The 23,903-nt window shown below is 70.9% G+C and carries 22 protein-coding genes and 1 other RNA gene; 14 read left to right on the top strand and 9 right to left on the bottom strand.

The genetic code is table 11. The annotated features are described in order from the left end of the window. Positions 1-88: 88 nt before the first annotated feature. From FPT20_RS09180 to FPT20_RS09205, 6 genes are read left to right on the top strand one after another with little or no spacing between them, the layout of a single operon-like run. The gene (locus FPT20_RS09180) at positions 89-178 is read left to right on the top strand and encodes a potassium-transporting ATPase subunit F (protein ID WP_158864593.1); all 90 of its coding nucleotides are present in this window, start codon (positions 89-91) and stop codon (positions 176-178) included. Beyond that, positions 178-1,824 (top strand): potassium-transporting ATPase subunit KdpA, encoded by a 1,647-nt coding sequence (gene kdpA, locus FPT20_RS09185; protein WP_158864595.1) that lies wholly within the window; start codon positions 178-180, stop codon positions 1,822-1,824. Before FPT20_RS09180 ends, kdpA begins: the two co-directional genes overlap by 1 nt. A gap of 1 nt (position 1,825) precedes the next feature. Continuing rightward, entirely contained in the window at positions 1,826-3,958 is a 2,133-nt protein-coding gene (gene kdpB / locus FPT20_RS09190; RefSeq protein WP_158864597.1) for a potassium-transporting ATPase subunit KdpB, read from the top strand. 23 nt (positions 3,959-3,981) lie between these two features. Next, positions 3,982-4,620 (top strand): potassium-transporting ATPase subunit KdpC, encoded by a 639-nt coding sequence (kdpC, locus tag FPT20_RS09195; RefSeq protein ID WP_158864599.1) that lies wholly within the window; start codon positions 3,982-3,984, stop codon positions 4,618-4,620. Positions 4,621-4,636: 16 nt separating this feature from the next. After that, complete coding sequence (locus tag FPT20_RS09200; RefSeq protein WP_158864601.1) at positions 4,637-7,171, top strand: ATP-binding protein; 2,535 nt, start codon at positions 4,637-4,639, stop codon at positions 7,169-7,171. Then, entirely contained in the window at positions 7,168-7,860 is a 693-nt protein-coding gene (locus FPT20_RS09205; protein ID WP_158864603.1) for a response regulator, read from the top strand. Before FPT20_RS09200 ends, FPT20_RS09205 begins: the two co-directional genes overlap by 4 nt. Positions 7,861-7,884: 24 nt before the next feature. Here FPT20_RS09205 and rnpB read toward each other — a convergent pair. The 4 genes from rnpB to FPT20_RS09225 form a co-directional block, all read right to left on the bottom strand. Then, positions 7,885-8,255: RNase P RNA component class A (rnpB, locus tag FPT20_RS09210), an RNA gene on the bottom strand. Between the two features lie 55 nt (positions 8,256-8,310). Continuing rightward, entirely contained in the window at positions 8,311-9,045 is a 735-nt protein-coding gene (locus FPT20_RS09215; protein WP_158864605.1) for a zinc ribbon domain-containing protein, read from the bottom strand. A gap of 25 nt (positions 9,046-9,070) precedes the next feature. Further along, complete coding sequence (locus tag FPT20_RS09220) at positions 9,071-9,889, bottom strand: Nif3-like dinuclear metal center hexameric protein (protein ID WP_158864607.1); 819 nt, start codon at positions 9,887-9,889, stop codon at positions 9,071-9,073. Between the two features lie 72 nt (positions 9,890-9,961). Continuing rightward, on the bottom strand, positions 9,962-12,058 hold the full coding sequence (locus tag FPT20_RS09225) for a cytosine permease (protein WP_158864609.1): 2,097 nt from the start codon (positions 12,056-12,058) through the stop codon (positions 9,962-9,964). A 65-nt stretch (positions 12,059-12,123) separates the two neighbouring features. Between FPT20_RS09225 and FPT20_RS09230 the strand changes: the two genes are divergently transcribed. Both FPT20_RS09230 and FPT20_RS09235 read left to right on the top strand, forming a co-directional pair. Continuing rightward, the gene (locus tag FPT20_RS09230) at positions 12,124-12,933 is read left to right on the top strand and encodes a thymidylate synthase (RefSeq protein ID WP_158864611.1); all 810 of its coding nucleotides are present in this window, start codon (positions 12,124-12,126) and stop codon (positions 12,931-12,933) included. Continuing rightward, positions 12,930-13,457, top strand: a complete 528-nt coding sequence (locus FPT20_RS09235) for a dihydrofolate reductase (RefSeq protein WP_158864613.1) — start codon at positions 12,930-12,932, stop codon at positions 13,455-13,457. The genes FPT20_RS09230 and FPT20_RS09235 overlap by 4 nt, the downstream gene beginning before the upstream one ends. A gap of 6 nt (positions 13,458-13,463) precedes the next feature. On the opposite strand, the gene FPT20_RS09240 is transcribed toward FPT20_RS09235, so the two are convergent. Further along, positions 13,464-14,111: a DUF1345 domain-containing protein gene (locus tag FPT20_RS09240; protein ID WP_233265457.1), complete on the bottom strand. Its 648-nt coding sequence runs from the start codon at positions 14,109-14,111 to the stop codon at positions 13,464-13,466. A 64-nt stretch (positions 14,112-14,175) separates the two neighbouring features. Between FPT20_RS09240 and FPT20_RS09245 the strand changes: the two genes are divergently transcribed. Both FPT20_RS09245 and FPT20_RS09250 read left to right on the top strand, forming a co-directional pair. Then, the gene (locus FPT20_RS09245; protein ID WP_442786505.1) at positions 14,176-15,462 is read left to right on the top strand and encodes an aminotransferase class I/II-fold pyridoxal phosphate-dependent enzyme; all 1,287 of its coding nucleotides are present in this window, start codon (positions 14,176-14,178) and stop codon (positions 15,460-15,462) included. A 1-nt stretch (position 15,463) separates the two neighbouring features. Next, positions 15,464-15,982: a GNAT family N-acetyltransferase gene (locus FPT20_RS09250; protein ID WP_158864617.1), complete on the top strand. Its 519-nt coding sequence runs from the start codon at positions 15,464-15,466 to the stop codon at positions 15,980-15,982. Between the two features lie 21 nt (positions 15,983-16,003). Here the strand turns inward: FPT20_RS09250 and dhaM are convergent, their stop codons facing one another. The 4 genes from dhaM to trpD are packed head-to-tail and all read right to left on the bottom strand — an operon-like array spanning position 16,004 to position 19,480. Then, positions 16,004-16,744: a dihydroxyacetone kinase phosphoryl donor subunit DhaM gene (dhaM, locus tag FPT20_RS09255; RefSeq protein ID WP_158864619.1), complete on the bottom strand. Its 741-nt coding sequence runs from the start codon at positions 16,742-16,744 to the stop codon at positions 16,004-16,006. Next, positions 16,741-17,373 (bottom strand): dihydroxyacetone kinase subunit DhaL, encoded by a 633-nt coding sequence (gene dhaL, locus FPT20_RS09260; RefSeq protein WP_158864621.1) that lies wholly within the window; start codon positions 17,371-17,373, stop codon positions 16,741-16,743. Before dhaL ends, dhaM begins: the two co-directional genes overlap by 4 nt. A 32-nt stretch (positions 17,374-17,405) precedes the next feature. Then, positions 17,406-18,407, bottom strand: coding sequence for a dihydroxyacetone kinase subunit DhaK (dhaK, locus tag FPT20_RS09265; protein WP_158864623.1), 1,002 nt, complete (start codon positions 18,405-18,407; stop codon positions 17,406-17,408). A gap of 23 nt (positions 18,408-18,430) precedes the next feature. After that, positions 18,431-19,480, bottom strand: a complete 1,050-nt coding sequence (trpD, locus tag FPT20_RS09270) for an anthranilate phosphoribosyltransferase (RefSeq protein WP_158864625.1) — start codon at positions 19,478-19,480, stop codon at positions 18,431-18,433. Positions 19,481-19,611: 131 nt separating this feature from the next. Between trpD and ctaE the strand changes: the two genes are divergently transcribed. The 4 genes from ctaE to qcrB are packed head-to-tail and all read left to right on the top strand — an operon-like array spanning position 19,612 to position 23,887. Then, complete coding sequence (gene ctaE / locus FPT20_RS09275) at positions 19,612-20,274, top strand: aa3-type cytochrome oxidase subunit III (RefSeq protein ID WP_199245737.1); 663 nt, start codon at positions 19,612-19,614, stop codon at positions 20,272-20,274. 22 nt (positions 20,275-20,296) lie between these two features. After that, entirely contained in the window at positions 20,297-21,163 is an 867-nt protein-coding gene (gene qcrC / locus FPT20_RS09280; RefSeq protein ID WP_158864627.1) for a cytochrome bc1 complex diheme cytochrome c subunit, read from the top strand. A 37-nt stretch (positions 21,164-21,200) separates the two neighbouring features. After that, positions 21,201-22,274: a cytochrome bc1 complex Rieske iron-sulfur subunit gene (gene qcrA, locus FPT20_RS09285; RefSeq protein WP_158864629.1), complete on the top strand. Its 1,074-nt coding sequence runs from the start codon at positions 21,201-21,203 to the stop codon at positions 22,272-22,274. Then, positions 22,271-23,887, top strand: coding sequence for a cytochrome bc1 complex cytochrome b subunit (gene qcrB, locus FPT20_RS09290; protein WP_158864631.1), 1,617 nt, complete (start codon positions 22,271-22,273; stop codon positions 23,885-23,887). The genes qcrA and qcrB overlap by 4 nt, the downstream gene beginning before the upstream one ends. Positions 23,888-23,903: the final 16 nt, after the last annotated feature.

The following is a 23,903-nucleotide window of genomic DNA, read 5'->3' on the forward strand; positions in this document are numbered from 1 at the left end:
AGAGAGTCGTGCTCGACATCGTCTACCTCCTCGTCGTGGCCGTGCTCGCGCTCGTCGTGGGCCTGGTCGGCCGGGGGGTCGAGAAGCTGTGATCGTCATCACCGTGATCGCCGCGCTGCTGGGGGTGGCCGCGATCGGCTATCTCGTGGTCGCGCTCGTGAAGCCGGAGCGGTTCTGATGGCGGGGTGGCTGTTCGTCGCCGAGTGCGCGACCCTCGTGCTCCTCCTCGCTCTCGCGTATCGTCCGCTCGGCGACTACATGGCCCGGGTGTTCACCTCGGAGCGGGACCTCGGCGTGGAGCGGGGCGTGTACCGGCTCATCGGCGTGGATCCGCGCTCGGAGCAGTCGTGGCCCGCCTACCTGCGCGGGGTGCTCGCCTTCTCGGTGGTCGGCGTGGTCGTCGTCTACGGGCTGCAGCGCCTCCAGCAGTTCCTCCCGTACGCGCTCGGGTTCCCGGCGGTGCCGGAGGGGACCGCGTTCAATACGGCCGTGTCGTTCGTGACCAACACGAACTGGCAGTCGTACTCCCCCGACGTCACGCTCGGCTATTCCGTCCAGGCGCTGGCCCTGGTGGTCCAGAACTTCGTGTCGGCAGCGGTGGGGATCGCGGTGGCTGTGGCGCTGGTGCGCGGGTTCGCGCGGAGGAACACCGGCACGATCGGCAATTTCTGGGTGGACCTCCTCCGCGCTGTGGTCCGCATCCTCCTGCCGCTGTCGGTCGTCGCCGCCATCGTGCTGATCGCGGGCGGCGCCATCCAGAACCTCAACGGGTTCACCCACCTGACCACCGTCGCCGGGTTGAAGCAGTCGATCCCCGGTGGCCCGGTCGCCTCCCAGGAGGCGATCAAGCTCCTCGGGACGAACGGCGGCGGGTTCTTCAACGTCAACTCGGCCCACCCGTTCGAGAACCCGACGGCGTGGACGAACCTGGTCGAGATCCTGCTCATCCTGCTCATCCCGTTCTCGCTCCCGCGGACCTTCGGCACGATGGTGGGCGACAAGCGCCAGGGCTACGCGATCCTGGCGACCATGGGCCTCCTGTTCACCGCCTCCCTCGTGGCCATGACGCTGTTCGAGGCCGCCGGCGGGTCGATGGAGGGCAAGGAGACCGTCTTCGGCATCTTCGGCTCGACGTTGTTCAACACGGCGAGCACCACCACCTCGACCGGTGCCGTCAACGCGATGCTCGACAGCTTCAGCCCGCTGGGCGGCATGATGGCGCTCATCAACATGATGCTCGGCGAGATCGTCCCGGGTGGCGTCGGCTCGGGTCTCTACGGGATCCTCGTCATCGCCGTCATCGCCGTGTTCATCGCCGGGCTCATGGTCGGGCGGACGCCCGAATACCTCGGGAAGAAGCTCGGGCCGCGCGAGATCAAGCTCGCCAGCCTGTACATCCTCACCACCCCCGCGCTCGTGCTGCTCGGGACGGGCCTCAGCTTCGCCCTCCCAGCGATCCGGGCGGACGTGGAGAAGACGTCCATCCTGAACCCCGGCCTGCACGGCTTCACGGAGGTGCTCTACGCCTTCACGTCCGCGGCCAACAACAACGGGTCGGCTTTCGCCGGGCTGACCGCCTCCACACCCTGGTTCAACACGGCGCTCGGGGTCGCGATGTTCCTCGGCCGCTTCGTCCCGATCGTGTTCGTGCTGGCGCTCGCCGGTTCGCTCGCACAGCAGGGACACGTGCCCGAGACGGCCGGGACGCTGCCCACCCACCGCCCACAGTTCGTCGGGCTCCTCGTCGGGACGATCATCCTCGTCTCCGCCCTCACCTACTTCCCCGTTCTCGCGCTGGGCCCCCTGGCGGAAGGACTGAACTGACATGACCACCACCACCCCGACCCTCCCCGAGCGGCAGGAGGCCGGCTCCAGCCGTGCCTTCAGCGGGCGACAGCTCGCCGCCGCCCTCCCCGGCGCCTTGCGCAAGCTCGACCCCCGCCAGATGTGGCGCAACCCCGTGATGTTCATCGTCGAGGTCGGCGCCGCGCTCACGACCGTCGTCGCCCTGGCCGAGCCCTTCCTGGGCGCGGGAGGCGCGGGCCCGGCAGGGCTCGGCTTCACCTGGAGCATCGCGATCTGGCTGTGGCTGACCGTCGTCTTCGCGAACCTCGCGGAATCCGTCGCGGAAGGCCGCGGGAAGGCGCAGGCCGCGACCCTCCGCAAGACCCGCTCGACGACGATCGCCCACCGCGTCACCGGTTACGACGAGAAGGGCGATCCGGACGCGCTGCAGGCGACGACATCGGAGGTCCCGTCGAGCGAGCTCCGGCTCGGCGACGTCGTCGTGGTGTCCGCGGGCGAGCCCATCCCGGGCGACGGCGACGTCATCCGCGGCATCGCGACCGTGGACGAGTCGGCGATCACCGGCGAGTCCGCGCCGGTCGTCCGGGAATCGGGCGGCGATCGGAGCGCCGTGACGGGCGGCACCCGGGTCCTGTCCGACCGCATCGTGGTCAAGATCACGAGCAAGCCCGGTGAGACCTTCGTGGACCGCATGATCAAGCTGGTGGAGGGGGCGGCCCGCCAGAAGACCCCGAACGAGATCGCGCTCAACATCCTCCTGGCGAGCCTGTCGATCATCTTCGTGATCGTCGTGCTCGTGCTCCAGCCGGTCGCCGGCTACTCGAACGCGTCGCCGACCGTCCCCGTGCTGATCGCGCTCCTCGTCTGCCTGATCCCCACGACGATCGGGGCGCTCATCTCGGCGATCGGCATCGCCGGCATGGACCGCCTGGTGCAGCACAACGTCCTGGCCATGTCCGGGCGGGCGGTGGAGGCGGCCGGCGACGTGTCCACGCTCCTCCTCGACAAGACCGGCACGATCACCTACGGCAACCGCCGCGCCAGCGAGTTCACGACCGTGGGACCGACCTCCAGCGACGAGCTGGTCCGTGCGGCGGCTCTCTCGTCGCTGAGCGACCCGACGCCCGAGGGCGTCTCGGTCGTCGAGCTGGCGCAGACGCTGGGCTACGAGCGCCCGGCGGCCGTCGCCGGCGAGATCGTGCCGTTCACGGCGCAGACGCGGATGAGCGGGCTCGACCTGCCGGACGGCTCGCAGGTGCGCAAGGGCGCGGCGAGCGCGGTCGTGACCTGGGTCCGCGAGCACACGGCGCCTCCGGCTGCAGCGCTCGGGCAGCTCGACGCCGAGGTCGAACGGATCTCCGAGTCCGGCGGCACCCCCCTCGCTGTAGCACTGCGGGACCCCGATGGCGCGGCACGCCTCCTCGGTGTCATCCACCTCAAGGACATCGTGAAGGAGGGGCTCGCCGACCGCTTCGCCGACCTCCGGCGGATGGGCATCCGCACGGTCATGGTGACCGGCGACAACCCGCTCACCGCCCGCGCCATCGCGGCGGAGGCCGGCGTCGACGACTTCCTGGCCGAGGCGAAGCCCGAGGACAAGCTCGAGCTCATCCGCCGGGAGCAGGAGGGCGGGCGCCTCGTCGCGATGACCGGGGACGGCACGAACGACGCGCCGGCCCTCGCGCAGGCGGACGTCGGGGTCGCCATGAACACCGGGACGTCGGCCGCGAAGGAGGCCGGCAACATGGTCGACCTCGACTCGGACCCGACGAAGCTCATCGACATCGTCCGCATCGGCAAGCAGCTGCTCATCACCCGAGGGGCGCTCACCACGTTCTCGATCGCGAACGACGTGGCGAAGTACTTCGCCATCATCCCGGCCATGTTCGTCGCGGTCTTCCCGGGCCTCGGGGCGCTGAACATCATGGGGCTGCACTCCCCCGCGTCCGCGATCCTGTCCGCCGTCATCTTCAACGCGATCATCATCGTGCTGCTCATCCCGCTCGCCCTGCGCGGAGTGCGCTACCGGCCGGCCGCCGCCTCCTCGTTGCTGAGCCGGAACCTCCTGATCTACGGACTCGGCGGGATCATCGCGCCGTTCATCGGCATCAAGCTGATCGACCTTCTCGTCTCCCTCATCCCGGGCTTCTGACCCGGCAGCGAAAGGATCCCCTCATGAACACGCTGCGAGGCGCCTGGCGGCAGTACTGGGTCGCCCTGCGGGCCCTGCTCGTCCTCACGGTCGCCCTCGGCATCGGCTACACGCTCGTCATCACGGGCGTCGGACAGCTCGCGCTCCCGGTCCAGGCCAACGGATCGCTGATCTCGTCGAGCGGAGCCCCCGCGTCCGCCGGGAAGGCCGTCGGCTCGGCGCTCATCGGACAGGCCTTCACCGACGCCAAGGGGCGTCCCCTTCCGCAGTGGTTCCAGTCGCGCCCCTCCGCGGCGACGACGGGCAGCGCGGCGGGATACGACGCGTCCGCCTCCTCGGGAAGCAACCTGGCCGCCTCCAACCCGGCCCAGGTGAAAGCCGTGAAGGAGCGCACGGCCGTGATCGAGAAGACCGACGGCGTGGCCGCGTCGGCCATCCCCGGTGACGCGGTGACCGCCTCCGGGTCGGGCCTCGACGCCCACATCTCGCCGGACTACGCGCTCCTGCAGGTGAAGCGGGTCGCCGACGCGCGCGGGCTCCCCGAGGCCACGGTCCGGAAGCTCGTCGAGTCTAGGATTCAGGGACGGGACCTCGGCTACCTCGGGGACCCGACCGTGAACGTACTCCAGCTGAACCTGGCCCTGGCCGGGCTGGACCGATAGAGCAGAGGGCGGCCAGATGCCTCGTGGTCACCTGCGGGTGATGCTCGGCGCCGCACCCGGCGTGGGGAAGACCTACGCCATGCTCGAGGAGGGCAAGCGGCTGAAGGCCCTCGGCAAGGACGTCGTCGTCGCGGTCGTCGAGACCCACGGGCGCGCCGCGACCGCGGCCATGCTCGAGGGACTCGACGTGGTCCCGCGGCGCGAGGTCGAGCACCGCGGGGTCACCCTCACCGAGCTCGACCTGGAGGCGGTTCTCGAGCGGGCGCCCGAGATCGCCCTCGTCGACGAGCTCGCCCACACGAACGCTCCCGGCTCCGAGCACGCGAAACGCTGGGAGGACGTCGACGCCATGCTGGCGGCCGGCATCGACGTCATGTCGACCGTCAACATCCAGCACATCGAGTCCCTCAACGACGTGGTCGAGCAGATCACGGGCGTCCAGCAGCGCGAGACCATCCCCGACGCCGTTCTCCGGCGCGCCGACCAGATCGAGGTGGTCGACCTCGCACCGCAGGCGCTGCGGGATCGGCTCGCCGAGGGTGTCGTCTACCCGGCCGCCCGGATCGACGCGGCGCTGTCGAACTACTTCCGGCTCGGCAACCTGACAGCCCTGCGCGAGCTCGCGCTCCTCTGGCTCGCGGACGAGGTCGACAGCGCTCTGCAGCAGTACCGCGCCGAGCACGGCATCGCCGGCAAGTGGGAGGCGCGCGAGCGCGTCGTCGTCGCGCTCACCGGCGGCCCGGAGGGCGAGACGCTCCTCCGCCGCGGCGCCCGGATCGCCGCCCGCAGCGCCGGGGGCGAACTCCTCGCGGTCCACGTCACCAACCAGGACGGCCTCCGCGAGGCGACGCCCGGAGCGCTGGCCGCCCAGCGGGCACTCGTCGAGCAGCTCGGCGGCAGCTACCACCAGGTGGTCGGCAGCGACGTGCCGCGTGCCCTCGTGGAGTTCGCGCGCGGGTCGAACGCCAGCCAGCTGGTCATCGGCGTCTCCCGCCGGAGCAGGCTCGCCGCCCTCCTGACCGGGCCCGGCATCGGCTCGACGGTCATCCGTGAGTCGGGCGACATCGACGTGCACATCGTCTCGCACGCCCGAGCGGGCGGCAGGTTCTCCCTCCCCCGGCCCCGTGGCGGCCTGACGGCCCGGCGCGTCGTCTACGGGTTCATCCTCGCGCTGGTCGGCGGGCCCCTCCTGACGCTGCTGCTCACCAGCGGACGGTCGCCGGAATCGATGACCGCCGACGTCCTCAGCTACCAGCTCCTCGTCGTCGTCGTGGCGCTCGTCGGCGGCATCTGGCCCGCTCTCTTCGCCGCGCTGCTCTCCGGCCTCACGCTCGACTTCTTCTTCGTGGAGCCGCTCTACACGATCACCGTTGGCCAGCCCCTCCACCTGGTCGCGCTCGTGCTGTACGTCGTGATCGCCGCTCTCGTCAGCCTGGTGGTCGACCAGGCGGCGAGACGTTCGAGAGCCGCCCAGCGCGCAGCCGCCGAGGCCGAACTGCTCGCCACGGTGGCGGGAGGCGTGATCCGCGGCGAGGACGCCCTGCAAGCGCTCGTGACCCGGACCCGGGAGGCGTTCGGCCTCACCGGCGTCCGCCTCCTCGACGGCGAGGAGGTGCTCTCGACCGACGGCGAGCCCGCCGACGCCGAGCGCACCCAGCGCGTCCCGGTCGGAACACGCGGGACCCTGGAGCTGTCGGGGCGCGACCTCGAGGCCGGGGACCGCCGGCTGCTCGCCGCGATCGTGGCCCAGCTCGACGCGGCGCTCGAGCACCGGGATCTGGCGGCGACCGCCTCCGAGCTCGGGCCGCTCGCGGAGGCCGACCGGGTCAGGAGCGCGCTGCTGGCCGCGGTCGGCCACGACCTCCGTCGCCCGCTCGCCGCGGCGACCGCCGCCGTGACCACGCTCCGCCAGGCCGACCTGCGCCTGAGTGACGACGACCGGGAGGCGCTCCTCGAGACCGCGGAGGAGAGCCTGGCGAACCTCGCCACCCTCGTCACGAACCTGCTCGACGTCAGCCGCGTGCAGGCGGGCGTCCTCGGGGTGTCGCTCGCGCCGACCGGGTTGGACGACGTGATCCCGCCGGCGCTCGACGAACTCGGCCTGGGACCCGCCGACGTGGAGCTCGATCTCAGCCCGGGTCTCCCGCCGCTCGTCGCCGACGGGGTGCTGCTCCAGCGCGTGATCGTGAACCTGCTCGGGAACGCCCTCCGGTTCAGCCCGGCCGGGAGCAGGCCCGTGATCGCGGCCAGCGAGTTCGGCGGAACCGTGCAGCTCCGCGTCATCGATCACGGCCCCGGCATCCCGGGCGACCGGCGGGAATCGGTCTTCGTGCCGTTCCAGCGCCTCGGGGACACGGACAACGACACCGGCATCGGACTCGGCCTCGCGCTCTCCAAGGGCTTCGTGGAGGGGATGGGCGGCACCCTGGAGGCGGAGGACACGCCGGGCGGCGGCCTCACGATGGTGGTGGCGCTCCCGGCAGCGCCCCACGACAGCGGGGATCGCGCCGAGGAGCAGGAGCAGCAGGAGCCGCAGAGGGAGCACGGATGAGGATCCTGATCGCCGACGACGACCAGCAGATCCTGCGCGCCCTGCGGATCCTGCTGACGGCCCGCGGGTACGAGGTGCTCACAGCCCGGACCGGCGCGGAGGCGCTCTCGCAGGCCGTCGAGCACCACCCCGACCTCGTCATGCTGGATCTGGGCATGCCCGAGCTCGACGGCATCGAGGTCATCGAGGGGCTGCGCGGCTGGTCCACCGTCCCCATCCTCGTGGTCTCGGGCCGGACGGGCTCCGCCGACAAGGTCGACGCGCTCGACGCGGGCGCCGACGACTATGTCACGAAGCCGTTCGCCGCCGACGAGCTGCTGGCCCGGATCCGCGCCCTCACGCGCCGCCAGGGCGGCCCCGCCGACGAACCGGCCGTGACGTTCGGGGACATCACCGTCGACCTCGCCGCGCACCAGGTGACGAGGCGTACCCCGGAAGGAACGGCGACCGTCCGGCTCACGCCGACCGAGTGGAGCATCCTCGAGGTGCTGGTCCGGAATCCCCGCCGGCTGGTGACGCGGCAGTCGCTCCTGACGGAGGTGTGGGGCCCGCAGTTCGTGGCCGACACCGGCTACCTGCGGCTCTACCTGGCGCAGCTGCGCAAGAAGCTCGAACCCGAGCCGTCGCGCCCGCGGTACCTCCTCACCGAGCCGGGCATGGGCTACCGGTTCAGCCCCGACGAGACCTAGCCGACGGCTGCGCGGCGGCCGAAGGGAATGGGCCGGCCGATACGCCGGGTTCTGTCCGGGTGCGTGTGGCACCGTGGACGGCCATCTATCTCGGGACGACGTTGCCGCCGCCCTCCAGCGGTCTACCCGGGAACTCGGCGAGCAGCCTCATCGTTCCCTGTCTGACCTTGCTCCGGGCGAGGTTTACCCAGCCGGCCGGGTCGCCCCGGCCGCTGGTGGTCTCTTACACCACCGTTTCACCCTTACCGGGGGCCGAAACCCCCGGCGGTCTACTCTCTGTTGCACTTTCTCGCGGGTTGCCCCGGGTGGGTGTTACCCACCGCCCTGCTCTGCGGAGCCCGGACGTTCCTCGGCGGCCCGCTCGCGCGGGCCGACGCGACCGTCTGGCCGACCCATTCCGGCCTCCACCCTAGCGCAGGGCGCTCCACGCCCTGCCGCCGGAGGCGTCGGTCAGAGCCCGGACTCCTCGTTGCGGATGAGGATCGCGCCGCTGTCCGGGCAGAGCACGACGTCGTCCGAGGCGGCTCGGCGGATGTCCGAGAGGTCCGACTCGGTGAGCTTCACGTTGGAGCCCATCGAGACACCGCGAAGGAGGAGCGCCGCGCCGACACCGTACCGAGCGCGCTGGCGCTCGTACAACGCGACGAGCTCAGCAGGGAGCGCAGCAGCGATCGTCTCCCGGTCTGTGGCGAGTGCCTTCCGCTGGGCGGCGACGCGGCCCGCCTCCTCATCGCGTGCCCGCTCGAGCGCGTCGATGCGCCCCGTCAGCTCCGACCGCTCGGCCTCCACGGCCGCGAGGGCCTCCTCGAGCTCCTCCACCCGCTCCATCACGGTCAGCTCGATCTCCTCGAGGTCGTCGCGCCGCTTCGCGAGCGAGGCGAGCTCGGACTCGAGAGCCTGGACGTCCTTCATCGAGGAGCTCTGCTGAACCCGGTCGGAGTCCCGCTTGATCCGGTTCTCGACGAGCTCGACGTCCGACTCGACGCGCTTCAGCTCGGCCCGGGCGTCCTCGAGCTCGCCGGTCGCCGTGATCCAGCGCGCCCGCAGAGCCTCCGCCTCCGGCGCGAGGCGGGAGAGCTCGGCCAGCTGCGGGAGATTCTTCGCGGTGTGGTCGAGCTGGGCGAGCCGGGTGTCGGCCGCCTGCAGGCGGAGGAGCTCGTTCTGGTCGGCGGGGCTGGCTTTCACGGTGTCTTCCTTCGGGGCGGACGGGCTAGTTGAGGACGGCGAAGTCCCACGGGTCGGTGCGCAGTTCGCTCACCGACACGGAGACTCCGGGAAGCGCGGCGCGGAGCTGGTCTGCGGCCACGTCGAGCCACAGCCACTCGCTCGCCCAGTGCGAGACGTCGAGGAGGGCCGGGCCGCCGCCGAGCAGCGCCTGCTCGCGCGCCTCCGAAGCCGGGTGGTGGCGCAGATCGGCGGTGATGTACACGTCGGCTCCCCGCACCGGATCGGTCGCCAAGAGGGAATCGCCGGCTCCGCCGCAGAGCGCGACGCGCGAGACGGGCTGGTGGAAGTCGCCCGAGGCCCGGACTCCGCCGGCCGTGGGAGGCAGCAGGTCGGCGAGTCGGCGAGCCAGCGCACCGAGCGTCACGGGCTGCGGCAGCGTCCCGACCCGGCCGATGCCGGTCACCCCGTCGGCCGCGGGCTGGATCGGCGTGGTGTCGGCCAGGCCCAGCTTGCCGGCGAGGACCGCGCTGGTGCCGTCGGCCACGACATCGGCGTTGGTGTGCGCCGCGTAGAGCGCGACATCGTGCTTGATCAGCCTGCTGAGCAGCGCCCCCTTGTAGCGGTCGGCAGCCACCGAGGTGATCCCGCGCAGGAGGAGCGGGTGGTGCGCCAGCAGCAGATCGGCGCGCGACTCCACCGCCTCGTCGACGGTCGCCGCGACGGCGTCGACCGCGAGCAGGATGCGCTCGACCGGGTGTTCCGGGTCGCCGGCGACGAGCCCGGGCGCGTCCCAGCTCTCGGACCCGGCGAGCGGCCAGAGCCGTTCGAGGGTCTCACGGACGGAATCGACGGTGTGCGGCACGGGATAGAGCCTACGTGAGTGCGTGCCCGGCCGCTCTCGTCCAGGCGCCGCCCGAGGACCGTTCGCCGCCGGTCAGCTTCGCGCGCGCTCCTGCCTGCGGACCGCGGGCAGCGCCGAGAGGAAAGCGGTCAGCAGCCCGAGCACGAGAGCCACGACGACGCCGATGTTGCTGGAGCCGATGCCCGAGCGCGGGTCGATCCCGGCGAACCGGAACAGGTAGCCCTCCCAGGCGAGCCAGGACAACGGCGAACTGACGAGCCCGAGCCCGATCGCGGACGCGACCACGAGCATGACGAGGTTCGGCCACCTCCAGTCCGGGTAGACGCCGCCGCGGCGCAGGAGCGACGGCTGATGGAACCGTCTCAGCCGCAGCATGGTCTCACCGGAGAAGATCCCGGCCCACGCGGCGACGGGCACGGCGAGCGCGGTCGGCACACCGCGGATGACGGTCGCGAGATCGGTCACGGTCAGCGCCAGGAGGATGCCGACGACGCCGATGGCCGCCGACGCGGTCGCGGTGCTCCAGCGCCTCCCGAGCCGGACACCCAGAGCATCGACGGTGAAGCCCGCAGAGTAGCTGGTCAGCACCAGGGCGGACACGAGGCTCAGCTCGACGGCGAGCAGGAGCGGGATCGGGTACCAGGCGGGAAGCCCCAGCCCCGCGATCGTGGCGACGGGGTCGCCGGCGAGGCGCCTGGCCAGGGACGGGTCGGAGGCAGCGAGCAGCCCCCCGTAGGAGACGAGCACGAACGGGGGCACGCCGGCCCCGAAGGTGGCCCACAGCATGGCGACGCCGCCCGAGGATCGCGGCCGCTGGTACCGCGCGACCTCGGCGCTGCTCATGGCCCACGCGAGCCCGACGTAGGTGAACACGAGCACGGCACCCGTGACGACATGGGTCCACAGCGAGTCGGGGACGGCGAGCGCCCGCGCCACGTCGACGTGCCTCCAGGTGGCGGCGATCATCAGTGCGATGAGCACCGCGGAGGCGATCGTCAGCACGAGCTGGACGCGGGCGACGAGCCCGTAGCCGAAGAAGGCGATCACTCCGGCGACGGCGATCGTCACGACGACGGCGACGATGGTGGCCGGGAGCCGGCCCGCGCCCCACCCCGCCGCGGCCCACACCGCGCCGGCGCCGGAACCCGCCAGCCAGAGCAGGAGTGCGCCCCAGAACAGCTTCGTGAGAAGGGCGAGGACGGCGGGCACGGCATTGCCCAGCAGACCGAATGTCGCGCGGGAGAGGACCATGGTCGGCTGGCCGCTCCATTTGCCCGCCAGGGTGCCGAGCCCGAGCGGGAGGAAGGACAGGCCGATCCCCACGAGAGTCGCGACGAGGAGCTGACGGAGACTCATCCCGAGCGAGAAGAGCGTCGCGCCGACACCGATGCTCACGAGCGACGAGGTCGCCGCGAACCACAGCCAGAACATCCGGGAGGCTCGCCCGACGCGCCGGTCGAGCGGTGTCGGCTCGAGATCGACCGTCTCTGCGACGAACACGGGAGGCGCGACCGCCTCGACGACCCGGGTGGCGCCCGTCGCGATCACCCGGCTGGTGGGCGCGGGGGCGCTCGACGCCGGTGCCGCCTCCTCCTCGGGCTGATCGTCGCGCTCAGCCTCGTCGTCGACGCGATGGCGCGGCTTGGCGGCGAGGAGGTCGTGGTCGTCGGCGACGGCGACGACCACGGGCTCCGCTTCGGGCGGTGTGACAGGCAGCTCGGGGAGCACCGGGATCGGCTCGCTGTCGCGGGGTGCGAGGTCAGCGGGAACGAGCCCGAGCGGCTCCGCCCGGGAGATCGGAGGGGCCTGCGGTTCCGGGTCCCGCTCCGGCTCGTCGTGCTCCTCCGGCTCGGCCGGCTTCTGGATCGGGATCGCGGCGGTGGCCACCCAGGGGCTGAACGTGGGCTCCGGACCGGAGGGGCGGCGGGGCACCGGGAGATCCTCCCAGCTGATGAGCTGGGTGGGCGGCCCCGGATCGGGCTCGTCGTCCTCCTCGAGCCGCGCCTCCGGCGCGGGCTCCGGCGATCCCTCCGCAGCCGCCTCGAGCCCGGTCTCCGCCGGGCGCGTGACGATGATCGGGATGGCCGACGTGATGCGGGCGACCTCCGCCTCGAGGGCGCTGGCGAGCTCGTCGTCGCTGTGCCGATCGTCGTCCCCGTGCCGGTCCATGACGCCAGCGTACGACGCGCGAACGAATCGGGCGTAGCGGGCGTCCGCCCGGTACCATCGACCTGATGAGCGAGACCATCCCCACCCCGTACGAGGATCTCCTGCGCGACGTCCTCGAGCATGGCGCCCACAAGTCCGACCGCACCGGGACGGGCACCCGGAGCGTCTTCGGTCGTCAGCTCCGCTTCGATCTCGCCGAGGGCTTCCCGCTCGTCACGACGAAGCGGGTGCATTTCAAGTCCATCGCCTACGAGCTGCTGTGGTTCCTCCGCGGTGAGGGCAACGTGCGCTGGCTGCAGGAGAACGGCGTGACCATCTGGGACGAGTGGGCCGACGAGAACGGCGACCTCGGGCCCGTCTACGGCGTCCAGTGGCGGTCGTGGCCGACGCCCGACGGGCGGCACATCGACCAGATCGAGCAGGTCATCGACACCCTCCGCACCGATCCCGACTCGCGACGGATCATCGTGTCCGCGTGGAATGTCGCGGACATCCCGGACATGGCGCTCGCTCCCTGCCACGCCTTCTTCCAGTTCTACGTGGCCGACGGCCGGCTCTCCTGCCAGCTGTACCAGCGCAGCGCCGACATGTTCCTCGGGGTGCCCTTCAACATCGCGAGCTACGCGCTGCTGACGCTGATGGTGGCACAGCAGGTCGGTCTCGAACCCGGCGAGTTCGTCTGGACGGGAGGCGACTGCCACATCTACGACAATCACCTCGACCAGGTCCGGGAGCAGCTGACCCGCGAGCCCTTCCCGTCGCCGACGCTGCGCATCCTCCGCCGGCCGGAGAGCATCTTCGACTACCGCTTCGAGGACTTCGAGGTCGAGGGGTACCGGCACCATCCGGCGATCCGCGCGGCCGTCGCCGTATGACGCCTGACGAGCGGGCCCGGTCTCAGCCGCGGCCCGCTGTCGCGCTCATCTGGGCGCAGGCGAAGGGACGCGTGATCGGTGCGGGCGGTGTCATGCCGTGGCACCTCCCCGAAGACCTCCGGCACTTCCGTCAGCTGACGGACGCGGAGCCGGTCGTCATGGGCCGCCGCACGTGGGAGTCCCTCCCGGACCGCTTCCGCCCCCTCCCGGGCCGTGTCAACATCGTGGTGACTAGGAAGCCGGATTGGGAGGCGCCCGGCGCCACGACCGCGCACTCCCTGCAGGCGGCACTCGACGCCGCCGCCCAGGCGGCCGGAAGCGCTACCGTCTGGGTCATGGGAGGCGCGGAGCTCTACTCCCAATCGCTCCCGCTGGCCGACCGCGTCGAACTCACCGAGATCGACCTCGTCGTGACCGGCGACACGTTCGCCCCCGAACTCGGCCCCGAGTGGTCCGCCGACCCGGCCCCGTGGCGGACCGCGGAGAGCGGCACGCGGTACCGGTTCCTCACCTACCGCCGGTGAGCGTCCTCAGCCGGTGAGGCCCGCCACCAGGTTCACCGTCGCAGCCACGATCACCGTGCCGAAGACGTACGACAACAGGGTGTGGTGGATGATCGTGCGGCGCAGGTGAGAGCTGGAGATGTCGGTGTCCGAGACCTGGAACGTCATGCCCAGGGTGAAGGACAGATAGGCGAAATCGCTGTACCGGGGCGGCTCCTTCTGGTTGAAGTCGATGCCGCCGTCCCGGCGGTAGTAGAGGCGTGCATACCGGAGCGTGTACACGGTGTGGACGAGCAGCCAGGAGAGAGCCACGCTGACGACCGCGAGAAGCGCCACGGCGAGCTGCTGGCCGCCCTTGAGATGGCGCGCGTCCACGAGCACGAAGACCACGGCGAGGACGCTCGCACCCGAGGCGAGGATGAGGATCAGGTCGGCGCCCCGGCGGCCCGGGTCCTCGCGGGTGGCATGCGTGCGGGTCTCGGCACTGTCGAGATTCCAGACGCTGGCCCAGACCCAGACGACATAGACGACGCACGCGGCCGCCCACCCGGCCACGAGGGCGCGGTGCAGGGCATCGAAGAACGCCGTGGTCACGCCGACGGCGATCCCGACGCCGAGGGCCACGTACATCCGGATCCAGGTTCGCGTCCGCCCGGGCTTCACTACGTCAGTCACAGGGGGGATGTTCGCACAGGCTGCAGCGCCGCACCCCGCACCGCGCCGGTACGATCGGAACGTGATCACGCCCGCCCAGCCTCTCGCCGACCTCGACACGGCCGCCCTGCGTGCCGCGCACGCCGACTTCTCCGCCGCCTACGACGAGCTGAAGGCCGCCGGCCTCGCGCTCGACATCACGCGCGGCAAGCCGTCCGCCGAGCAGCTCGACCTCTCGAACGACCTGCTCCGCCTGCCGGACGGCGAGTACCGGGACGCCGCGGGCACCGACCTCCGCAACTACGGCGGCCCGAACGGCTTGCCCGAGCTGCGCGCGATCTTCGCCGAGGCGCTCGGTGTCCCGGTGCCGCAGCTGCTCGCGCTCGGCAACTCGAGCCTGACCGTCATGCACGACACGATCGTCCAGGCGCTCCTCCACGGCGTCCCCGGCGGCGAGCTGCCGTGGGCGGGCCGCTCGATCGGCTTCCTCACGCCGGTGCCGGGCTACGACCGCCACTTCACCATCCTCGAGCGCTTCGGGATCCGGATGATACCGGTTCCGATGAACGACGACGGGCCCGACATCGAGACGGTCGCGTCCCTTCTCGCCGCCGACGACAGCATCAAGGGCATGTGGTGCGTGCCCGTCTACTCGAACCCCACCGGCGCGGTGTACAGCGAGGAGGTGGTGCGCGCTCTGGTGTCGCTGCCCGCCGCGCCGGACTTCCGCCTCTTCTGGGACAACGCCTACGTCGTGCACCACCTCTCGGATGAGCGCCCCGCGCCGATCGACGTGCTCGCGCTCGCGGCCGAGGCGGGCAACCCCGACCGCCCGCTCATCTTCGCCTCCACCTCGAAGGTGACCTTCCCCGGGTCCGGAGTGGCGTTCTTCGGCGCGTCCGAGACCAACGTCGCGTGGTTCCAGCACAACACCGCCGCCCAGAGCATCGGCCCCGACAAGATCAACCAGCTGCGGCACGTCCGCCTCCTGCGCGACCAGGAGGGGCTCGCCGCCCACATGGAGAGGCACCGCGCCATCCTGGAGCCGAAGTTCGCCGTGGTGGACGAGACGTTCCGCGAGCGACTGGCACCCTGGGAGGCCGGCAGCTGGAACGCGCCGAAGGGCGGCTACTTCGTCAGCCTCGACGTGCTCGACGGGTGCGCCAAGCGCGCCGTCCAGCTGGCCAAGGAGGCGGGCATCGCGGTCACCCCGGCGGGAGCCACCTTCCCCTACGGCGACGACCCCCGCGACGCGAACATCCGCATCGCGCCGACCTTCCCGCCGCTCGACGAGCTGCGCGCGGCGCTCCAAGGGCTCTGCACGGCCATCCTCCTCGCGGAGTCGGAGGCGCTCCTCGCCGAGCGCAACTGAGATGACGCCCGGCGCGGGCGCCGACTGGGTGGTGCGACCGAGCACCGAGGCGGACTGGATGGCTTACCGCGAGCTGCGATTCGAGATGCTCGCCGACACGCCGCTCGCCTACCTCGAGACGCTCGAGACGGCCCGGCGCCACGACGACGAGCACTGGAGGCGCCGAGCGGCCAACGCCTCGCCGTCGAGCCGGCTGTTCGCCGCCGTCGCCCCGGACGGCCGGTGGCTCGGCACCATGGGCGGCTATCACTCGGCGAGATCCCGCGAACCCCACCTCGTCGGCGTCTACGTCACGCCGTCCTTCCGCGGTCGCGAGCACGGCATGGCCGACGCGCTGCTCGACGCAGTGGTGGACTGGGCGAGCGAGAGGTCGGACCGGCTGATCCTCGAGGTGCACGAGCAGAACGCCGGCGCCATCCGGTACTACCAGCGGCGCGGTTTCTCCTTCACGGGACGCACGCTGCCGTACCCGCTCGATCGGAGCGCCCGCGAGCTCGAGATGGCGGTCGCGCTGCGCTGAGGTGCAGCGCCGGGAGCGAGCTCAGACCTCCCCGAAGCCCGTCTCCACGAGATCCGCGAGCGCGTCCACGGCGGACCGGCCAGCGGCGACGTCGTCGCTGGCGATCCGGGCGGTCGACCCGGCCGTGAGGCCGAGCGACATGATGCCGAGGAGGCTCTTGGCGTCCTTCCCGTTGACGGTCACGCGAGCCGGGAACGAGTTCGCCAGCTTGACGAACTCGGCGGCGGGCCGGGCGTGCAGACCCTCGGGGTTGCGCACGACGACCTCCCGCTCGTAGCCGCTCGAAGGGGACCCTGCCGGGGCGACGGGAGGTGCCGACGGTGCTCCGCCGCCCTCGCCCGACGCAGCAGCCGGCCGGCCCTCCGCGGGCACCCAGGCGTCGATCGCCCCGGCGGCCGCCGCGGCGACCTCGTCGAGCGAGGCGCCGGACTCGGCCGCCACCGCCGCTGCCACGCCGCCCTCCACGAAGGGGACGTCGAGCACGCGGACGCGGGCGCGCTGGTCGTCGTCCAGCATGTCGAGGACGGTCTCGGCGGTGAGCAGGGCGGAGCCGAGGTCGCTGACCACCGCGACACCGGCGCCCGCGTCCGCCTCCGACAGACCGGCCATCACCTTGGCGAAGCTGGTGCCGATGCCCCCGTCATCGGTCCCTCCCGCCGCGACCAGCCGGACCGACGACGCCATCTGGCCCGCGAGGGCGACGATGCCGGCGGCCAGCTGGTCGCTGTGCGAGACGAAGACGATCCCGACCCGCTCGGTCATCCCGCCGCCCCCGCCGCCGCGCGAAGCAGCAAGGCGGTGGACCGGGCGCCCGGGTCGAGGTGGCCGGCGGAACGCTCGCCGAGGTAGCTGGCGCGGCCCTTCCTGGCCACGAGCGGCACGGTGGCCTCGGCGCCGCGATCGGCCGCGTCTGCGGCGGCGGCGAGCACCTCCGCGTCGGCGGCGCCGGCGGACTCCGCCGCCGCCGCCGCCTCGACCGCCGGCGTCCAGGCGTCCACCATCGTCTTGTCGCCCAGTTCCGCCTTGCCGCGGGACACGATGCCGTCGCGTGCAGCCGTGAGCAGCGCCACCAGCGTCGACGCGTCGATCGCGGGGGCGTCGCCGACGGGCTCGGCGGCCTTCAGGAACGCCGTGCCGTAGAGCGGCCCGGAGGCGCCTCCCACGGTCGAGATCAGGGTCATCGCGACCGAACGCAGCACGGCGTTCGGCGTGGAGCCGTCGGGCAGCTTGCCGAGCGCCTCCACGGCGGCACGCAGGCCGCGATCCATGTTCTCGCCGTGGTCGCCGTCGCCGATCTCGCGATCGAGCGTGTTCAGCTCCTGCCGGTGCTCGGCGATGGAGTCCGCTGCCGCGGAGATCCACGACACCACCCAGTTCGTGTCCAGCGTCATCGACGCCTCCTTCCTGTCCTGTGACCGGTCGTTCAGATGCCCCAGCGGAGCGCGGCGGTGTGGACGGGGGCGTCCCACAGCTCCGTCAACTCGTCGTCCAGCTTGAGCAGCGAGATCGACGCCCCCTGCATCTCGAGCGACGTCACGTAGCTGCCCACCAGCGACCGCGACAGCGCGATGCCGCGCTCGTCGAGGATCTCCGCTGCGCGCCGGAACAGGATGTAGAGCTCCGACAGCGGCGTGCCGCCCATGCCGTTGACGAAGAGGAGCACGCTGTCGCCTGACGAGAACGGTAGGTCGGTGAGCACGGCCTCCATCATCCGGTCGACGAGACGGTCGGCGGGCTCGATCTTGATGCGCTCGCGTCCCGGCTCGCCGTGGATGCCGACGCCGAACTCGATCTCGTCCTCCGGCAGCACGAAGCCGGGCTGCCCGGCGTGCGGCACCGTGCCGTCGGTCAGCGCCAGACCGATCGAGCGGACGTTCGCGTTCACCCGCTCGGCGATCGCCGTGACCGCGTCGAGGTCGTCGCCGCGATCGGCGGCCGCGCCGGCGATCTTCTCGACGAGCACCGTTCCCGCCACGCCGCGCCTCCCGGCGGTGTACAGCGAGTCCTGGACGGCGACGTCGTCGTTCGTGACCACCGAGCGCACCGTGATGCCCTCGGCGCCTACCAGGTCGGCGGCCGTCTCGAAGTTCAAGACGTCGCCGGTGTAGTTCTTCACGATGTGCAGCACCCCGGCACCGCCGTCGGCCGCCTTGGTGGCCTCCACGATCGGCATCGGGGTCGGCGAGGTGAACACCTCGCCCGGGACCGCCGCGTCGAGCATCCCCTTGCCGACGAAACCGGCGTGCAGCGGCTCATGGCCGCTCCCCCCGCCGCTGACGAGGCCGACCTTGCCGCGGACCGGGCCATCGGCCCGGGAGACGAAGCGCGGATCCTGGGACACCGTGACGATGTCGGCGTGAGCTCGGCCGAAGCCCGCGAGGGACTCCGCCACGACGTCGGGAACGTCGTTGATGAGCTTCTTCATCGAAACCCTTCCTTCCACTTCTGTCAGTGCGTGGCCGCCACCCACTCGTCGAGCTTCGCGGCCGCAGCCCCGGAGTCGATCGCATCGGCGGCGACCGCCATGTGCGAGCGGAACCGATCCAGGATGGACACCTGGACCCTCGACGGGTCGGACGCGAGCTCGTACGAAACGAGCCCGGCCGCCGCGTTGAGCAACACGATGTCGCGCACGGGGCCCTCTTGGCCCGCGAGCACGGCACGCACGACTGCCGCGTTGTACGCGGCGTCCTTCCCGAGGAGATCGTCGATGCGTGCGCGGGGGATCCCCAGGTCGCGCGGGTCGATGTCGTGCTCGGTGACGAGGCCCCGTGAGACCTCCCAGACATGGCTGTGGCCGGTGGTCGACAGCTCGTCGAGCCCGTCGTCGCCCCGGAAGACGAGGGCGGTCGCCCCGCGCGTCTGGAACACGCCGACGATGAGCGGGATGCGGTCGAGGGTCGCTACCCCGACGGCCGACGCCTCCGGCCGCGCCGGGTTGCAGAGCGGCCCGAGATAGTTGAAGACGGTGGGCACCCCGAGCTGCGCGCGCACCGGGCCGGCGTTGCCGAACCCCGGATGGAACGCGCTTGCGAAGGCGAACGTGATCCCGGTCGACCGGAGCACCTCAGCCACACGCTCCGCGGGCAGAGTCAGGTCGATGCCGAGCGCCGCGAGCACGTCGGAGGAGCCCGACGACGAGCTCGCCGCGCGGTTGCCGTGCTTGATCACCGGCACCCCGGCCGACGCGGCCACGATGGAGGCGGTGGTCGACACGTTCACGGTGCCGAACCGGTCGCCGCCCGTGCCCACGATGTCGAGGGCCATCGGGTCCACGTCGAGCGGGACGGCGTGCTCCAGGATGGCGTCCCGGAAGCCGACGATCTCGTCGACGGTCTCGCCTTTCGCGCGCAGAGCGATGAGGAAGGCCGCCAGCTGGGCGTCGGTCGCCTCCCCCGTCATGACCTGGTCCATCGCCCAGGCGGCGTCCGCCACGCTCAGGTCGTCGCCGGCCAGCAGCGAGGTGAGCACGGCGGACCACGTGGGGGAATCGGTCATGACTCGATCCTACGGTGACCCGACACGCCACGGCGAGGGGCCTCCCGCGACGAAAATAAGGCTGACCTAACCGGAATCCGACGAGATTCGAGCCTCCTTGGTGAGAAAACCACGGGTTCTTTTCAGCCATAATGGGTTACGTGACGAGCACCTCCTTGAACCCTTCTGGTGGACTGGCCTCCGCGCCGAGCGCCCCGGCGATCAACCGGCCCAATGTGGTGGCCGTCGGCACGATCGTCTGGCTCGGCTCCGAGGTGATGTTCTTCGCGGGCCTCTTCGCGATCTACTTCACCCTCAAGTCCACCTCCCCCGCCCTCTGGGCCGCCGAGACCGCGCACCTCAACGTGCCCTATGCGGCGGTCAACACGACCGTCCTGGTGCTCAGCTCGGTCACCTGCCAGTTCGGTGTGTTCGCCGCCGAGCGGCTGCAGGCTCGTCGCGCCGGGGGCCTCTTCCAGTTCTGGAAGTGGGGCATGGTCGAGTGGTTCGCCCTGTCCTACATCATGGGCGCGATCTTCGTCTCCGGGCAGGTCCTCGAGTACGCCACCCTGGTCTCGGAGGGCATCTCGCTCAACGCCAACGCCTACGGGTCGGCGTTCTACCTCACCACCGGCTTCCACGCCCTCCACGTCACGGGCGGGCTCATCGCATTCCTCCTCGTCATCGGCCGCGCCTTCGCGGTCAAGTACTTCGGCCACAAGGAGGCGACGAGCGCCATCGTCGTCTCGTACTACTGGCACTTCGTCGACGTCGTGTGGATCGGACTGTTCGCGGTCATCTACATCATTCGCTAGAAACAGGAGCTGACCTCACCCCATGCGTCCCCGTTCCGGAACACACACCCGCAGCGCCGCGAAGAACCGCGCCAGGTCGTCGGCTGCCCGCACCAAGACGCCCCGCAAGACCGGCCGCCGCCACCCGCTGGCCACGATCGCCCTGCTGGCGGTCGGACTGGGCCTGACCGGAGGCGCGTACGCGACCTTCACGACGACCACGGCGTCCGCCGACCAGCCCCAGGCGCAGGTCGCCAGCCAGAGCTCGATCACCGAGGGCAACAAGCTCTTCCAGGCCAACTGCGCGACCTGCCACGGCCTGCAGGCGCAGGGGTCCTCCGTAGCGCCGAGCCTGATCGGCGTCGGCGCCGCGGCCGTCGACTTCCAGGTCGGCACCGGCCGCATGCCGATGCAGATGCAGGGCCCGCAGGCTCAGGAGAAGCCGGTCCAGTTCACCGACGCGGAGGTCAAGGCGCTCGCCGACTACGTCGCGTCGCTCGGCCCGGGCCCGTCGGTCCCCGAGCAGAAATACCTCGCCGGCGACGGCAACGCCGCCCGCGGCGCCGAGCTGTTCCGCGTCAACTGCGCCATGTGCCACAACGTGGCCGGCGCGGGCGGCGCGCTGACCGAGGGCAAGTACGCGCCGTCGCTCAAGGGCGTCAGCGCCAAGCACATCTACGAGGCCATGGTCACCGGCCCGCAGAACATGCCGGTGTTCAACGATCTGAACATCACGCCGCAGGGCAAGGCCGACATCATCACCTACCTCAAGTACATCCAGACCAACGCCTCCCCCGGCGGCTACGGCCTGGAGGACCTCGGCCCCGTCGCCGAGGGCCTGTTCCTCTGGATCTTCGGGCTGGGCGCCATCGTCGCCCTGACCGTCTGGATCACGGCCAAGTCCAACTGAGCCGGTACCGGGTAGAGACACAGCAAGAAGGAGAGCAATGGCACAGGACGACAACGGCGGGCACGAGCTGACGCCGGCCGGTTCGTCAGCCGTCGACGTGCACCGCACGGGCGACCCCGGCACCGCGGTGATCATCCGCGACGCCGTGGAGAACCCCGGCTTCCCGCCGCACCGCCCCCGGGTCACCGACCTCGACCCGCGCAAGGAGCGGCGCGCCGAGCGCACCGTCTACACGCTGTTCTACCTGTCCATCGCCGGGAGCGTCTGGGCGGTCGCCGCCTACATGGCGTTCCCGATCAACGACAGCGACCCGGGCTCCGTCCGGCTGAACAACCTGTTCATCGGCATCGGCATCGCCCTCGCGCTGCTCGCCATCGGCATCGGTGCGGTGCACTGGGGCAAGGCCCTCATGCACGAGAAGGAGGGCGTCGACCTCCGTCACCCGGTCCGGGGCAAGGAGGCGACGACCGAGCGCGCCGCCGAGATCTTCCGCCAGGCCGACGAGGAGTCCGGCTTCAGCCGCCGCACCCTCGTGCGCAACAGCCTCATCGGGGCGCTCATCGCGTTCCCGCTCCCCGCGGTCGTGCTCTTCCGCGGGCTGGCCCCGCAGGGCGAGGACCCGGCGGAGCTCCTCTCGAACACCTTCTGGAAGAAGGGCCTGCGGCTCACGCGCGATCCCTCCGGCACGCCGATCAAGGCGTCGGACGTCACGCTGGGCAGCGTCTTCCACGTCATCCCCGAAGGGCTCAACGAGTCCGAGAACAAACTGGAGGAGAAGGCCAAGGCCGCCGTGCTCCTCATGCGCCTCAAGCCCGAGGACCTGCACGTCTCCAAGGGTCGCGAGAACTGGAACTACGACGGGATCGTCGCCTACTCCAAGATCTGCACGCACGTCGGGTGCCCCGTGGCGCTCTACGAGCAGCAGACGCACCACCTGCTCTGCCCGTGCCACCAGTCGCAGTTCGACATCACGCATGAAGCGCAGGTCATCTTCGGACCGGCGAAGCGGCCTCTGCCGCAGCTGCCGATCACCGTCGACGCCGATGGCTACCTGGTCGCCCGCAGCGACTTCCACGAGCCCGTCGGCCCGAGCTTCTGGGAGCGTCATTGAGCACCACGACCGCCGCACCCGCGGCAACGACACCGGTCAAGAAGGGGGGGTTCACGGCAGCCGCCGCGAACTACCTCGAGGACCGCACCAGCATCTCGGGCGCCGTCAAGGAGTTCGGGCGCAAGATCTTCCCGGACCACTGGTCCTTCCTCCTCGGTGAGGTGGCGCTCTACAGCTTCGTCGTCATCCTGATCACTGGGACCTTCCTGACGTTCTTCTTCCAAGCGTCCATGGCCGAGGTCGTCTACAACGGCTCGTACGTCCCGCTCAAGGGCATCGAGATGTCCTCGGCGATGCAGTCCACGCTCAACATCTCCTTCGAGGTGCGCGGCGGCCTGCTCGTCCGTCAGATCCACCACTGGGCGGCGCTCCTCTTCGTGGCGGCCATCGGTCTCCACATGCTGCGCATCTTCTTCACGGGTGCGTTCCGGAAGCCGCGCGAGCTGAACTGGGTGATCGGCTTCGTGCTGTTCATCCTCGCGATGGGTGAGGGCTTCACCGGCTACTCCCTCCCCGACGACCTGCTGTCGGGCAACGGCCTCCGCATCATCGACGGTCTGATCAAGGGTCTTCCCGTCGTCGGCACCTGGATCTCGTTCCTCCTGTTCGGCGGCGAGTTCCCGGGCACCGCCATCGTGGGCCGCCTCTACACGCTGCACATCCTGCTGCTCCCGGCTCTCGTCGTCGCGTTCATCGCCCTGCACCTGATGTTCGTCGTGATCCACAAGCACACCCAGTACGCGGCCCCCGGTCGCACGCAGGGCAACGTGGTCGGCTACCCGGTCCTGCCGGTGTACGCCGCGAAGGCCGGCGGGTTCTTCTTCATCGTGTTCGGTGTCGTCGCGCTCATCGCGTCGCTCTTCACCATCAACCCGATCTGGAACTACGGGCCGTACGACCCCTCCCCGGTATCCGCCGGTACTCAGCCCGACTGGTACATCGGCTTCGCCGACGGCGCGCTCCGCCTGGTTCCGCCGGGCTGGGAGTTCGTCTGGCTGAACCGGACCTGGTCGTTCAACATCATCATCCCGGTCGCGATCCTCGGGCTGTTCATCCTCGTCGTCATGATCTACCCCTTCCTCGAGGCGTGGATCACCGGCGACAAGCGCGAGCACCACATCCTCGACCGTCCCCGCAACGCGGCCAACCGCACGGCCATCGGCGCCGCCGGCGTCACGTTCTACGCGGTCTTCTGGGCGGCGGCCAGCTCCGACCTGATGGCCACGCACTTCAAGCTGACCATGGAGGGTGTGATCCACACCCTTCAGGCGCTGCTCTTCGTCGGCCCGCTCGTGGCCTTCGTTGTCACCAAGCGCGTCTGCCTGGCGCTGCAGAAGAAGGACCGCTCGATCGCCCTCCACGGCTTCGAGACCGGCCGCATCGTCAAGCTCCCGGGCGGCGAGTTCATCGAGGTCCACGAGCAGCTCAGCGACTACGAGCGCTGGCGTCTGGTCTCGTACGAGGCATACGAGCCCCTGATGATCCGCCCGAATAAGCGCGGACGCATCACCGTCGGTAACCGTGTGCGTGCGGGTCTGTCGCGATGGTTCTTCGAGGACCGCATCGTCCCGCCCACCCGGGGCGAGCTCGAGTCGGGCCACGGCTCTCACTGAGTGTGACTCTCACAGA

This window comes from Leifsonia sp. AG29, assembly GCF_009765225.1.
Lineage (GTDB): Bacteria > Actinomycetota > Actinomycetes > Actinomycetales > Microbacteriaceae > Leifsonia.

Coding starts and splice junctions, on each gene's coding strand:
- kdpA (WP_158864595.1), top strand. CDS start 178: ATGGCGGGGTGGCTGTTCGTCGCCGAGTGCGCGACCCTCGTGCTCCTC.
- kdpB (WP_158864597.1), top strand. CDS start 1,826: ATGACCACCACCACCCCGACCCTCCCCGAGCGGCAGGAGGCCGGCTCC.
- kdpC (WP_158864599.1), top strand. CDS start 3,982: ATGAACACGCTGCGAGGCGCCTGGCGGCAGTACTGGGTCGCCCTGCGG.
- FPT20_RS09200 (WP_158864601.1), top strand. CDS start 4,637: ATGCCTCGTGGTCACCTGCGGGTGATGCTCGGCGCCGCACCCGGCGTG.
- FPT20_RS09205 (WP_158864603.1), top strand. CDS start 7,168: ATGAGGATCCTGATCGCCGACGACGACCAGCAGATCCTGCGCGCCCTG.
- FPT20_RS09225 (WP_158864609.1), bottom strand. CDS start 12,058: ATGGACCGGCACGGGGACGACGATCGGCACAGCGACGACGAGCTCGCC.
- FPT20_RS09230 (WP_158864611.1), top strand. CDS start 12,124: ATGAGCGAGACCATCCCCACCCCGTACGAGGATCTCCTGCGCGACGTC.
- FPT20_RS09235 (WP_158864613.1), top strand. CDS start 12,930: ATGACGCCTGACGAGCGGGCCCGGTCTCAGCCGCGGCCCGCTGTCGCG.
- FPT20_RS09250 (WP_158864617.1), top strand. CDS start 15,464: ATGACGCCCGGCGCGGGCGCCGACTGGGTGGTGCGACCGAGCACCGAG.
- dhaM (WP_158864619.1), bottom strand. CDS start 16,744: ATGACCGAGCGGGTCGGGATCGTCTTCGTCTCGCACAGCGACCAGCTG.
- dhaL (WP_158864621.1), bottom strand. CDS start 17,373: ATGACGCTGGACACGAACTGGGTGGTGTCGTGGATCTCCGCGGCAGCG.
- dhaK (WP_158864623.1), bottom strand. CDS start 18,407: ATGAAGAAGCTCATCAACGACGTTCCCGACGTCGTGGCGGAGTCCCTC.
- trpD (WP_158864625.1), bottom strand. CDS start 19,480: ATGACCGATTCCCCCACGTGGTCCGCCGTGCTCACCTCGCTGCTGGCC.
- ctaE (WP_199245737.1), top strand. CDS start 19,612: ATGGGTTACGTGACGAGCACCTCCTTGAACCCTTCTGGTGGACTGGCC.
- qcrC (WP_158864627.1), top strand. CDS start 20,297: ATGCGTCCCCGTTCCGGAACACACACCCGCAGCGCCGCGAAGAACCGC.
- qcrA (WP_158864629.1), top strand. CDS start 21,201: ATGGCACAGGACGACAACGGCGGGCACGAGCTGACGCCGGCCGGTTCG.